This window comes from Pseudomonadota bacterium (genome assembly GCA_039028155.1).
GTDB lineage: Bacteria > Pseudomonadota > Alphaproteobacteria > SP197 > SP197 > JANQGO01.
Genome location: JBCCIS010000036.1, coordinates 15,942 through 28,795, shown reverse-complemented (window position 1 = coordinate 28,795; position 12,854 = coordinate 15,942). Strand labels below are relative to the sequence as shown.

At 63.4% G+C, this 12,854-nt stretch carries 9 protein-coding genes; 2 read left to right on the top strand and 7 right to left on the bottom strand.

Translation table 11 applies throughout. From position 1 onward, the window contains the following. Window positions 1-146 precede the first annotated feature (146 nt). From AAF563_17575 to AAF563_17555, 5 genes are all read right to left on the bottom strand, one after another. The gene (locus tag AAF563_17575; protein MEM7123094.1) at window positions 147-896 is read right to left on the bottom strand and encodes an SDR family oxidoreductase; all 750 of its coding nucleotides are present in this window, start codon (window positions 894-896) and stop codon (window positions 147-149) included. A gap of 22 nt (window positions 897-918) precedes the next feature. Next, window positions 919-2,421, bottom strand: a complete 1,503-nt coding sequence (locus tag AAF563_17570; GenBank protein MEM7123093.1) for a M81 family metallopeptidase — start codon at window positions 2,419-2,421, stop codon at window positions 919-921. A 72-nt stretch (window positions 2,422-2,493) separates the two neighbouring features. Continuing rightward, window positions 2,494-3,747 (bottom strand): Coenzyme F420 hydrogenase/dehydrogenase, beta subunit C-terminal domain, encoded by a 1,254-nt coding sequence (locus tag AAF563_17565; GenBank protein MEM7123092.1) that lies wholly within the window; start codon window positions 3,745-3,747, stop codon window positions 2,494-2,496. Between the two features lie 8 nt (window positions 3,748-3,755). Next, a complete protein-coding gene (locus AAF563_17560; GenBank protein ID MEM7123091.1) occupies window positions 3,756-5,990 on the bottom strand; it encodes a N,N-dimethylformamidase beta subunit family domain-containing protein in 2,235 nt (744 codons plus the stop codon). Further along, window positions 5,987-6,997 (bottom strand): membrane dipeptidase, encoded by a 1,011-nt coding sequence (locus AAF563_17555; GenBank protein ID MEM7123090.1) that lies wholly within the window; start codon window positions 6,995-6,997, stop codon window positions 5,987-5,989. The genes AAF563_17560 and AAF563_17555 overlap by 4 nt, the downstream gene beginning before the upstream one ends. A 135-nt stretch (window positions 6,998-7,132) precedes the next feature. On the opposite strand from AAF563_17555, the gene AAF563_17550 reads away from it, so the two are divergent. After that, on the top strand, window positions 7,133-8,641 hold the full coding sequence (locus AAF563_17550; protein ID MEM7123089.1) for an aldehyde dehydrogenase family protein: 1,509 nt from the start codon (window positions 7,133-7,135) through the stop codon (window positions 8,639-8,641). 6 nt (window positions 8,642-8,647) lie between these two features. Here AAF563_17550 and AAF563_17545 read toward each other — a convergent pair whose 3' ends face one another. Together AAF563_17545 and AAF563_17540 are read right to left on the bottom strand one after the other, a co-directional pair. After that, entirely contained in the window at window positions 8,648-9,619 is a 972-nt protein-coding gene (locus AAF563_17545; GenBank protein ID MEM7123088.1) for an aminotransferase class V-fold PLP-dependent enzyme, read from the bottom strand. 244 nt (window positions 9,620-9,863) lie between these two features. Continuing rightward, window positions 9,864-11,549, bottom strand: a complete 1,686-nt coding sequence (locus AAF563_17540) for a choline dehydrogenase (GenBank protein ID MEM7123087.1) — start codon at window positions 11,547-11,549, stop codon at window positions 9,864-9,866. Window positions 11,550-11,811: 262 nt separating this feature from the next. On the opposite strand from AAF563_17540, the gene AAF563_17535 reads away from it, so the two are divergent. Next, window positions 11,812-12,846 (top strand): PLP-dependent cysteine synthase family protein, encoded by a 1,035-nt coding sequence (locus AAF563_17535; GenBank protein ID MEM7123086.1) that lies wholly within the window; start codon window positions 11,812-11,814, stop codon window positions 12,844-12,846. The last annotated feature ends 8 nt before the right edge of the window (window positions 12,847-12,854 follow it).

Here is a 12,854-nt window from a genome sequence, read left to right as displayed (position 1 = left end):
TCTTCTCTATCGCCATGAGTTTGATGTGAGCTGAACTCACAATAGTCACTACCACCATGTCCGGCACGCCGGTCGAGGTCAATTACACATTGGTGTCAGTGTGATAGCCGTCCCTCGCCCTAACTCACGATTGACCTGGCCGCCAGCTAGCGCCCGCCGTTCACATCATAGGTCATGCCGGTACAGAACGACGCCTCATCCGACAGCAAAAACAGCGCCATGGCGGCGACTTCGTTGGGTTCACCAATGCGCTGCATCGGCGAATTCGTGCGGGCGAGTTCCTCGACCTGTTCCAGGCCAAATGCGTTGCCGGAGAAGATATCCGTTCGGATGACGCCGGGCCGGACACAGGTGACACGGATGCCATCGGGACCGACTTCCTTGGCCAGGCCAAGCGTAAACGAATCGACCGCCCCCTTGGTCGCCGTATAGATGACATCACCCGGCAGGCCGCCGGTGCGCGCCGAGATCGACCCGATATTGACGATCGAACCGCCCGAGCCGCCTCTCGATGTCGCCATGCGCCGGACGGCTTCGCGGCAACTGGCCATCAGGCCCAGGATGTTGACGTCGAAAACCTTCAGGTAGTTCTCCCACGTCGTCTCCGCGAAGTCGGCCTCGTGATCGATGCCCGCGTTATTGCACACACCGTCCAAGCCGCCCCACTTGTCGTCGACCGCCTTGTACATGGCAACCAGCTCATCCTCGACACCCATGCTGGCCCTGAACGTGAAGGCCTCGCCGCCGTTGGCCTCGACGGCGGCCGCGACCTCTTCGGCCTTGTCGGGCGAACTGTTGTAGTTGACGCACACGCGCCAACCCCGCCGCCCGGCCCCCATTGCAATCGCGGCGCCGATACCGCGGCTGGCGCCGGTCACGATGATGGTCTTGGACATGGTCTCCTCCCCTTCCACAGCTCTATGACATCCGGTGTTCCGGACCCATCGGCTCCAGCCGCACGCCTTCGCGCAAGTGTTTGTAGGGCAGACCGACCAAGCGGCAGGGGTGGGCACCAGGCGCCTCGACCGTCAGGGTTTCGGCGGCGATTGGGTCATAGTCGGCGCGGTAGTGGACGGTGCTCTTCACCACCAGGATCTGCTGCTCGGTCGGCTCGACGCCGATATGGCGGAAACACGCCTGATCGAGATTCTGGAACCGGTTCGACGATACGACGACGCTGACATCGCAGTCCGCGCCGTCGACCTTCAGGAGCGCCATCGGACCCAGATTGGTCGTCACGCCGCGATACATCTCGCCGGTGCATTCGAAGACACCGTCGCCCAGCCGCTCGACGCGGAAGTCACCGTTGAATGGCGCCTGACCGTCCTGGCCGGACTTGCCACCCAGATCGACGCTCAGCACGGCACCTTCACCGGCCTGGTGCGCCATCATGGCGACCTCGGGATCGTTCAGAAGCGCGACCGAGGCCTTCCGCGCGCCGTTACGCACCAGAGCTTCAAGCACGCCGACCGTGTCCGACGTGCCGCCGGCGCCCGGATTATCTTGGGCATCGGCCAACACAACCGGCCCTGATCCATGACCCATGGCGCGCTGGACCGCCTCATCCGGCGACAACAGCGCATTGTCGAAGTCGGGTTCTGCATCGATGAACGCGCCGATAACGCGATCGGCGACCGCCGCCGCGCGTTCGGGATCGGGGTCATAGGCAACGACCGCCGGACCGCAATCGTGGATATCCGTAGGCGGAAACGCGAGCGCGAGATCGACATTGGCGACACCGTCGAGTTCTTCCGCCATCACCATGTCATAAAGCGTGCGGTTCGGTGGCGCATCCGTCCATTGCGCCGTCAACGGAACCAGAAACGGCGACTTGCGGAACGCCTTCGCCATGGTTTCGCCGGCCAGAATGCGCTGCAGCTGGCGGTAGACGCGCGCCGCCGTCACATCCATGTCGATATGCGGATAGGTGCGAAAGATCGTCATCACCGAGGACATCTGGACCATGCGTTCGGTGACATTGGCGTGCAGGTCCAGACTGTTGACGACGGGAATGTCAAAACCGACGACATCGCGCACGCGCGCCAGGGTTTCGCCCTCGCCGTCCTCATGGTGTTCGACTGCCATTGCGCCGTGCAGGTCCAGATAGACCGCGTCAAACGGGCCCTTGGCCGCCAGGTCCTCGCACAGCATGCCGGTAATCGTCTCGAACGCCTCTTCGGTCACATAGGAGGATGGCTCGGCCGAAGACCAGGCCAGTGGGACGAGATCGTGGCCGTCTTCGCGCGCCGCCTGGATGAAACCCTCGATTGGAATGTTGATGCCGGCGACTGCATCAAACATCGCCTCGCCACGGGTGAGACCGGGCCAGCCATCGTGTTTCTCGAACTCGTCGAGTGTCGCCAGGGTTGGCGAGAACGTGTTGGTTTCGTGCTGAAAGCCGCCGACGGCGATACGAGCCATGATTAATCCTTCTCCTGCAACTGCCACCCTTTGAGCAGCGGCGATCGTGTCACCACACCCGGCCGGCGTCCATCATGTCAGGGGTTCCCGATTGGCGCCGCGTTGGATGCGTTGGCGCATGCCCTCCTCGGCGGCGCGATCTCTCTCGGCGCCCGCCATCTGCGCCATACGGCCGCTGCGGAAGCGCGTGAACCGGGGCGCCGGTTCACCCTCTTTTCCAACGCCGCGTATGCGGGCCGGGTTTTCGATCTTGCGTGTCACGTGATCGGCGTGTTGCGCATCGAGGTCGCCGACCGTGAACGGTTCGACCGCAATCGCGCCATCGGCGATGGCCGCGGCGACCAGATCCTCACCCGCCTTGGTGCGCGCGATGAAGAGGTTGGCACCGGGCGCCTCGTCGTGGATCGGCTTATCGTCGACCATGATCCACGAGTCCGGGCAACTGACATCGGCCAGTTCGCCGATGGCGTCGGGGCAGATCTTGCAGCGGAACTGGATGTCATAGGTCCACGGCACGTCGTCGCTGTACCAGACCTTGTCATAGGTCAGGTCATAGGACGCGCCGTCCATCGTTTCGACATGGGTCGGACCGGGCCAACCGTTGCCGCGCCAGCGGAAGATCTCGACGTCATCGTCGTCGAGGCCATGGTAGCGCACGATCTTACTGGCGGTATGGCGCGTCGGCACGCCGCCGCAGAAGATGGTGATGAGGTAAGGGATCTGCCTTTCGACCCGCGGATCGACCGTGGCCAGGTTGCGGATCGCCGCGCAATCGCAGGGTTTGGCCAACACGGCAAAGGTAAGGCCATCGTCCAGAAGCCGCATGACGTGGCGCAGCGGCGCGGCGGGGCCATAGCGCGACTGCGCGCCAGAGCGCACCTCGTCCGGTGTTCGGCTGACCAGAGCGTCGGTCTCCATCGGGTTCGTCGCCGACGCGCGCACATGAACGACCGCGTCCACCAACTCTTTCTCCAGCATGTAACAGCCGAGCGCGGTCATGGCGCCGCCCGCGGCGGAGCGAAAGCGCAGCTCCTCGTCCGTCGACCAACCGCGCGTCATCGTGCGGATGGGGCCCCAGACATCGTGCATGACGCCGTGCTCACCCGCGTTGGCCGGATCGGGACCGTTGATCAGAATGCCGGGACAAACCGCCTTGATCATCTCCATGGTGTCGTCGGTGAATGCCTGCTTCACCTGCGGCCGCATCTGCCCATAAGACGTGATCGCCATCTCGACCTTGTCAGCGCCCGCGATGCTTTCACAAAGACCGCAGCCGATGCACAGACCGTGGGTGACGATGGTCTGAAGACTGTCGACGGACGTCATGGTCGCGCTCACGCCATCGGCCGGCTGGCAGGCGCGGAGGCGTCGAAACCAGTAAAGGGTTTGGAATCAAGGAAACGCGACAGCACGTTGCGCATGACGGTCGCGACGTTGTTGTCGAAACCGTTGATCGGCAGGCTGCCCGCCCACGCAATTGAACCGGTCGAGAAGACGGCGCCGCCGCCGTCCAGTTCGAAGAAGGTCATGTCGGCGTGGACCTTGGGATGGTTGGGGCCGATGACCGGCTGGTTCGAGGTCAGTTCCTCGATCACCACCAGCATGCCTTCGCTGTGACCGGCAGACGAGGCCAGCACCAGGGTGTGCGGCGGCGACCCCAATGCGTAGTCGCAGCGATCGAGCTCCAAGCCGGCCGCGCCGCCGCCGACGAGACCGAAATCGCCGATCTTCTCGTCTTCGGCCAGGCCCTCGAAGATAAAGGCGGCGCGCGTGTCGTAGCTTCCCGGTCGGCGCTCGTACCAGGACGACCAGTCGAAACCCTGGGCGGTGAATCCGATGCCGGTCAGCTGCTGAGGCGTACGCCCGGAGCGACGCCACAGGCCGCCGTATTCGCCGGTGAAGCTCATAAAGGATTCGCCGACCTCGCTGACCCAGGACCTGGTGCCGCCTTCGGTCTTGCGGCATTCGATGACGCCGGGTTTTTTCGGGTGATAGGCAATGCGCCAATAGAATCCGTTGGCGCCCGTATAGATCAGCCTGCCACCAGCCTTGGTAAAAGCGGCAAGGGCGTCGAGCATCTCGGTCGTGTGGTATTCGGGGTGGGTGCCGGTGATGACGACGCGGTAGCGCGACAAGAGCTCGAAGCCCTCGGCATGAAGGTCTTCGTCGCTGATGACGTCATAGGCTTGGCCGTCATGTTCAAGCCATGAGGTGATGTGGGTGTCGGCGGCGAGCCCCCAGACACGAACCTTCGGGCGCATGTTGAGGATTGGCCTGAGCCTCGACGACACGCTGACGCCGCTACCGTCGGAATGGGTGTCATAGGTCGAAAGGCCGTATTCCGAGTGTTCCTGCAGGAAGCAGTCGGCGGTGGTCATGACGGTCGCGCGGAACTGCTTCATCTCAACCGTGTCGTTGCGGAAGTGCCGGCCGGAGTTCGCGTAGGCCACGTAGGTGCCGGTCGGATAGAGAAAGCAGACTTCCGCCGTCGCCGTGCCCTTGGGCGGGCGCACGCAGAACGGCATGAACTCCTCATGCTCACCGGTCGTTATGTGTGCGGCGTAGATGCCGCTTCGCGTGCCCACCGGCACGGTCCAGGCGAAACTCTCCCGCCAATCGGAATCATAGACGTCGTCGTCGTGGAAGTGGATCGCGCCATACTCTTCGGGCGCATGGCGCCAGCACATCTCGCGGCCCGTCCATCCAGCGCCGCGCATGCCACGCTGGGGCAGATGGACGGTCTCGCCGTGGTGGCCGTTACCGGATACATCCGTCAGCCGTTCGCTACTGATATCTAGGGAAAAATCCCAAGAAGCGACAACGCCATTGGACGAGTCTTCGTCATCCTGCGCCAGTTCTTCCACATCCAAGGCCAGGGTTGACACACATGGCTTTTCTACACGACCGTTGAAACACCCGGCTTGGTAGCCGCGACCATCCGGATGAGCGTGCTGCCACGCGGCGATAAGGAATTTTCCATCTCCCGGCACTGGAGCAAGCGCAAGCGGCGCTGTCGTCACGAGCGGTTTGCCGCCGTTGAGCGGTTCTTGGTGGAGCCTCACCGTCTGGCCTTCATCGTCATACACCGCAGCGACCCGGTACCAGGCCCGGCGCGACAACGGTACGCCGGTGCTGACCATGGCGGACTTGTCGCCATCACCGGCGACAAAGCCTAGCGAGCCGTCTTCGGCCAGGATCAGGCTGGCGCCCGTCTGTCCGGTCTCCGACCAGGTTCCGAGCAAGCCTTGCTTGCGGCTGCCTGGTGTTGTCGGCATGACCAGCGCCTGCAAGGTGAAACCGCCCGGCCCCATGAAGTCTGGCGCCGGATCGACGACACCGTGAGAGCCGGCGTGAATGATCTGGTGGTGGCCGGGGTGGCTGCCGTTGCACGGTGCCTTCACAGGCTCGGCATGAAACGGCGCGCCCTTTGGATTGTCGTCCGCACAGATCAGCCTGACGATCCGGGCGTCGTAGGTCTCGTATCCCTCACAGCTTACGTAGAAGACGATACGCCCGCCGGGCGCGACAGAGACGACGTCGCTATAACCGTTCAGCGCGCGGCCCGTCACTTCCACACCTGCCGGGCGACGCGCATGAAGTTGCCACCCAGAATGGCGCGCACATCTCCTTCGGCATATTGGCGCTCCAACAGAATCTCGGTCAGGCGCGGCAGGCAATCGGGCGGCAGGAAACGCACCGGTCGGTCGGGATACTGACGCGCAGGCCAGAAGTCGCGGTTCTTGGCGATGGTTTCGGCAAGCTCGTTGCCGCCATCGTCGTTCTCCTCATCGTCCCAGGCATAGTCCAGGCCAATGCCGACATGGTCCACGCCTACCAGGTTCACGTAGTGATCGATGTGGTCTGCCAGAATTTCCTCGGTCGCCTCACCATCGGTCATGAAGAGATCCAGGCTGACGACGCCGATCACGCCGCCATTGGCCGCGCAGGCCTTGGCCTGATCGTCGGTGATGTTGCGTTCGTGATCGCGTAGCGCCCGCGCGTTGGAGTGAGAGAAGATCGTCGGCGCCGACGACATCTCCATCGCCTCCATGCTGGTCGTGTAGGCGCAATGTGAACAATCGATGACCATGCCGGTCCGGTTCATCTCGGCCACGACCTCGCGACCGAACGCGCTCAGGCCGGTATCCTCGTCGTGACAGCCGCCGCCCGCCTGGTTGTTTTTGTTGTAGGCGAACAGCATTTGGCGCACGCCGAGGTCGTAATAGAACTCAACCATATCAACCGATCCGTCGAGCGCGTTCATGCCCTCCAGGTCGAAGGTGCAGGCCATCTTGCCGGCCTTTCGGGCCGGTTCGATCTCATCGACCGTGCCGACCAGTTCATACGCGTCGCTCGCCCTGATCCATCGCCGGAAAGCGGCCAGCGACTTGACGGTGTCGCGCCAATCCATGCGGTCATAGCCAACATTGATCGAGAGGTAGTTGATGCCCGCATTCTTCCAGATTGCCAGTCTGTTGAGGTCGACCGACGGATCGGGGCCGAAGCCAGCGTGGTCGTCCCAGATCAACGCGTCGTCATAGAGTGCGCGCGCTGCAACCTGGAGTTCGGTCGCCATGGTTCGATCTCCCCGATTTGTGTTGGTTTCAGCTTAGGCCCTGGCGAAACCCATTGTCACGCCAGCGCTCGCCTCATATCGTTTGGCACGGGAAAAGGACGCGCGGCGACCGCGCCGGAAACGAGGGAGAGCACGATGACCGTTATCGACACCTTCAAGCAACTCAGCGGTTCGATCTATCTGGACGGCAGCTTCCGCAAAAGCGCCGCGTCCGACGGCGTGGACGCCATCGATCCCGCCACCGAAGAGGTCAACGGCGAGATCGCCATGGCCAAGGTCGAGGAGGTCGACGAGGCGGTCGCCAATGCGCAGCGGGCCCAGAAACATTGGAACAGCATCAACATGCTGAAGCGCAGCGAGGAGCTTCACGAAGTCGCGCGCCGATTCCGCGAACTCTCGCCCAAGCTTGCCGAGGCCCTGACCCGTGAGATGGGCAAGCCCTATAAAGAGTCCGCCGACGAGGTTGAATGGACAGCGACCGCCTTTGATTACTATGCCGAGGCCGCCCGCCACGAGAACGGCCGCGTGGTCGGCCCGGTCGCCGACGGCCAGATGCATATCGTCACCAAGCATCCGCTCGGTGTTGTCGGCATCATCCTGCCCTTCAACTTCCCCTATGTCCTCTTCGGCTGGGAAGCCGGTGCGGCGCTCGGTGCCGGCAACGCGGTCATCTTGAAGCCGTCGGATCTCACCAGCTTCTCCTCGCTGATGATGATGGAGTGTTTCGACCATCTGCCGAAGGGCCTGGTGCAGTGCATCACCGGCGCGGTCGAGGTTGGCAAACATCTGGTCGGTCACGATGGCATCGACGGCGTCGCCTTCACCGGTTCGATCGGCGCCGGCCAGGCGGTGTCGGAGACGTGCGGCACCACGTTCAAGCGCTGTTTGATCGAGGCCTCCGGCAACGATCCGTTCCTGGTCATGCCGTCGGCCAATCTGGACATGGCGGTCCAGGGTGCGGTGTTCGGCGCTTATCTCAACTGCGGCCAGGTGTGCGCCGCCGCCGAACGGTTCTACGTCCACGACCAGGTGCATGACGCCTTTGTCGACGAAGCCGTCAAGCTGACCAAGAAGCTTCGTATCGGCAACGGCCTCGACAAGATCGACATGGGACCGATGGCGGCACTTCGCGAACGCGACCGCTACGAGGCGATGCTGGCGCGCGCCCAAGACGAAGGCGCCAAGGTCGTCCTGGGCGGCGGCCGGCCCGATGGTTTCAATCGCGGCTTCTTCTGCGAGACGACGATCATGACCGAGTGCACGCCGGACATGGAAATCATGAACAACGAAAGCTTCGGTCCGGTTATGCCAATCTGCCGCGTCGGCAGCTTCGACGAGGCGCTGGAGCACGCCAACAACTCGAAGTACGGCCTGGGCTCGTTCCTCTATACGGCCGACCTGCACGAGACCATGCGCGGCATCGAGGAGTTGGAGGCGGGCATGACCTGGATCAACTGCAGCGCCCTGCTCGACAACGACGCCGGTCCGTTCGGCGGCCGCAAGATGTCAGGCACCGGCCGGCAATTGGGCGCAGAAGGCCTTGACCAGTTCCGTCATTCCAAGCTCTCGATGATCGACCACGAGGACAAGCCGGCGGACTTCTGGTGGTATCCCTACAAGGACGAGGAAGCTTATCCGGGTTGAGAAGAGCTAGACGGCGCGGCTTGACGCGGCGATTGATCTCGCGGCGTCAAGCAGCTGCGCCATCTCCTCATCGTCCCAGTACGGCCCCACGGTCGTTGTGAACCCGTCGGGATCGGTCGTCGCGTTGCCGCGCAAGCCAAGCCGCGCCATGGCGGTGCCGAAGCCCGAGCAATCGCCTAGCGGACTGAAATGGACCATCCCAGCCTCGGCGCACGACAATAGTTGCAGGTCTGTGTCGGCGCGTACCATCCCCGCTAGCCGATCGGTCCAATCTGCCACCGCGGCGGCGCGCTCTGATAGACCCTCCTGGCCAAGCTGCAGAAGCGTCGCCCAAGCCCCGGCCAAGGGTGCCACGCTTCGGGTACCAGCCATGGTGGCGCTGGCATAAGGGCTCCCGTTCCAGCCATCGAACGCGAAGCCGATCACCTCTTCATCCGACCTCTTGCGCAGCAGCAATGACGATATGCCGGTGGGTGCGTAGCCGTACTTATGAAGATCCGCCGAGATCGATCGCACGCCCGGCACGCCAAAGTCGAAATCGGGAAGCTGCCTGCCGATGGCTTTAAGAAACGGCACAAGATAGCCGCCCAAACACGCATCGACGTGACACCACGATCCCGCGCGCTGCGCCGCCTCGGCGACGGGCGCGACCATGTCGCAGACACCGCGCGAGTCACACGGCATCGAGAGGACAACGGCGGCTGTCTGAGGTCCCGTTGCTTCGATCATTGCCTGAACGTCGGCACGGCCTCCATCGCTAACGGCGGTCCGCACGACGGTCAGGCCCAGTACGGCGGCAGCCTTGTCGAGGCAAGGGTGGGCGCTTGCAGCCATCACGACCTCACGCCGCGCGGTCGCATCACGGGCGCCCTTGAGCGCCAGCAGATTGCTTTCCGATCCACTCGCCGCAAACAGGACGGCCGCATCCGGGGGCGCGCTAAAGATCGGACGGACGAAGGCGGCGGTCTCGTTGACCAACTTCCTCGCCAGCGGCGTCGACCAATGCCAATCGCCGGGACTGGCATAGACCTGCCCGACGATCGCACATGCATGACGCCGGACAGCGTCCAAAGGGTGAATAGACGATACGGGAAGGCTGGGCGTTTCATCCGCGGACACCAACGCGTCAATCTCACCAGCCAACGCGTCGCCGTCGACACCACGCGGCGGCAACACGTTTCGACATTTGGGCGTTGGGTTATCTGTCACCGCGCGACACCTGTCATCGGTCGACCGCCGCCATCTCGCGCATCGGCGCGCGCGGACGTTGCAGGGCGCCGACATGACGTTCCGGACCGATATTGGGCGACGCCAAGGGATCGCGGCCCCGGATGAGGTCGGAAGCCTTTTCGCCGATCATGATGGTCGGGCCGTTGGTGTTGCAGGTCGTGATCTGCGGCATGATCGAGGCGTCGGCAACGCGTAGACCGTCAAGACCACGCACCCGGCAGTCGGGATCGACAACGGCCATGGCATCCGTTCCCATGCGGCATGAACCGCAGGGGTGATAGACGGTCAAGGCGGTTTCGCGGATAAAGGCGTCGATGTCGTCGTCGGAGACGACGCTGGCGCCCGGTGCGATTTCGGCGCCCCGATAGGGATCAAAAGCCGGCTGCGCAAAGATCTCGCGAACCAGCCGCACGCCCGCGCGCATTTCAAGCCAGTCATCCTCGTGGCTCATGTAGTTGAAGAAGATCCTGGGCGGCGTGCGCGGATCCGGGCCCGCCAAACGGATCCAACCCCGGCTCTTCGAGCGCATGGGTCCGACATCGGCCTGGAAACCGTGCTGGTCGGCCAGTTGCAATCCGTCATAGGAGATTGCGATCGGAAAGAACTCCAGCTCGATATCGGGATGGGACAAGCCGTCGCGGCTTCTAAGGAAGGCCCCGGCCTCCCACTGGTTGCTCGCCCCGACACCGGACTTCGACAGCATCCAACGCAGCCCGACACCGAGGCGCGCCAATCGGCCGGTCTTGCTGTAAAGGCTGACGGGTTGGGTACAGGCGGATTTGACCACGACCTCCAGATGATCCATCAGCCCGTTGCCGACCCCCGGCAAGTCATGGGCGACGGGCACGCCGACCTCCCGCAGGTGTTCGCCCGGACCGATGCCCGACAGCAACAGGAGTTGGGGCGCGTTGATGGCGCCGCCGGCGATAATCACCTCGCGCCGCGCGTGGTACGTCTCCTCCCGGTCGCCGTGAATCGCGACAACGCCGGTTGCCCGTCCCGCCTCGATAATGATCTTTTTGCCGAGTCGGCGCGTCAGCACTTCCAGGTTCTGCCGCGACCGGGCGGGACGCAGGTAAGCACTGGCCGTGTTCCAGCGCCGCCCCTTATGCACCGTGCGCTCAAAGGCGCCGGCACCTTCGGGAGACAAACCATTGAGATCATCGTCCGCTGGATGTCCGGCTTCGCCGCAGGCTTTCAGGAACGCCTGGAACAGGGGGTTGGTAAGATCCGGGCGGGTGACATGGAGGGGGCCGCCATGCCCGCGGATCGACGGATCACCGTGCGCGGCATTCTCAGCACGCATGAAGTAGGCGAGCACATCGCGGTAGGACCAGCCGGTCGCGCCCAGTTCGGCCCAGGCGTCGTAGTCAAGCGGGTGGCCACGCAGATAGACCATGCCGTTGATCGACGACGAACCGCCCAACACGCGCCCGCGCGGCACGTCGATGCGCCGGTTGTTCAGTTGCGGCTCGGGCTCGGAGAGATAGGACCAATTGAGGTCCTTATCGGCCAGCGGCAGTTGCTGCGCACCCGGCATCTGGACCTTGTAAGTGTCGTCGCCGCCACCTGCCTCCAACAACAGGACGGTCGTGGCGGGGTCTTCGCTCAGACGGTTCGCCAGAACACACCCGGCCGAACCCGCGCCGACGATGATGTAGTCGAATGTGCCGTCCACGGTTCCCCCTTCGTGAGGTCATGATGAACGCGGATGACCACAGGGTCCAGGGGCCGACGCCACTGGATCCCTGACCGAAACCCAATGCCCGTCGCGCTTTGCCGATTCGACCTGCTCCGGTAGCATGGCCCGTCTCCCTGATTGCCCCGCATGCCGGTGAGAAAAGGAAACGGGAACCATGGCCATAGAGAACGTGCGATCGCTCGACCACGCGCTTGAGGGAGACGATCGCGCGTGGGTCTGCGGCGCCATCGCCAAGATCATGGCCGACTACAATCGTTCCTCCGACACCCATCTCATCAAGCTCGACTTGCCCTGTCTCCATAGCGTCGACCTCTATCTGAAAGACGAGTCGACTCACCCGTCGGGCAGCTTGAAACACCGCTTGGCGCGTTCCCTGTTTCTCTACGCGCTCTGTAACGGCATGGTGCGCGCGGACACCCCCGTTATCGAGGCATCATCCGGCAGCACGGCGATTTCGGAGGCTTACTTCGCGCGCCTCTTGGGTTTGCGCTTCATTTGCGTGGTGCCGAAGTCGACCGCCCGGGAGAAGATCGCGACGATCGAGTTCTATGGCGGCGAATGCCAACTGGTCGATCCCAAGGACATCTATGGCGAAGCCCAGGCGCTCGCCGAGAGCCTGGGCGGGCACTACATGGACCAGTTCACCTTCGCCGAGCGCGCGACCGACTGGCGCGGCAACAACAACATCGCCGAGAGCATTTTTTCGCAACTGGCCAAAGAGCGCTTTCCCATACCCGATTGGGTCGTCGTCAGCGCCGGTACAGGCGGCACCTCGGCAACGATCGGCCGTTACCTGCGCTATCGCCCGGAACTCTATGCCCGCAGCCGGCTTTGCGTCGTCGATCCGGAGTTTTCCGTTTTCTACGACAGCTATCGAACCGGCGACTGCAGCCTGACGTCGGACCGCGGATCGCGCATCGAGGGGATCGGGCGGCCAAGGGTCGAGCCGTCGTTTCAGCCGCGCGTGATCGACCGCATGATCAAGATCCCCGACGCCGCCTCGCTCGCCACTATCTGGTGGCTGGAGGACGTGCTGGGCCGCAAGTGCGGCGCATCTACCGGCACCAACCTCTATGGCGCACTGAAGATCGCGGCTGAAATGATGGCGGCGGAAAAGAACGGCAGCATCGTCTCGATGATCTGTGACCCCGGTGAGCGCTACCTGCAGAGCTATTTCAGCGACACCTGGCTGGCCGAACAGGGTATCGACATCGCGCCCTACCGATCACAGCTGGAGGCCTTTGCCGAATCCGGCCGTTTCGAGGCGGCCTAGGACAAGCG

Bases quoted from the DNA above. Each gene is read 5' to 3' on its own strand.
- AAF563_17575 (MEM7123094.1), bottom strand. From the start codon at position 896: ATGTCCAAGACCATCATCGTGACCGGCGCCAGCCGCGGTATCGGCGCC.
- AAF563_17570 (MEM7123093.1), bottom strand. From the start codon at position 2,421: ATGGCTCGTATCGCCGTCGGCGGCTTTCAGCACGAAACCAACACGTTC.
- AAF563_17565 (MEM7123092.1), bottom strand. From the start codon at position 3,747: ATGACGTCCGTCGACAGTCTTCAGACCATCGTCACCCACGGTCTGTGC.
- AAF563_17555 (MEM7123090.1), bottom strand. From the start codon at position 6,997: ATGGCGACCGAACTCCAGGTTGCAGCGCGCGCACTCTATGACGACGCG.
- AAF563_17550 (MEM7123089.1), top strand. From the start codon at position 7,133: ATGACCGTTATCGACACCTTCAAGCAACTCAGCGGTTCGATCTATCTG.
- AAF563_17535 (MEM7123086.1), top strand. From the start codon at position 11,812: ATGGCCGACTACAATCGTTCCTCCGACACCCATCTCATCAAGCTCGAC.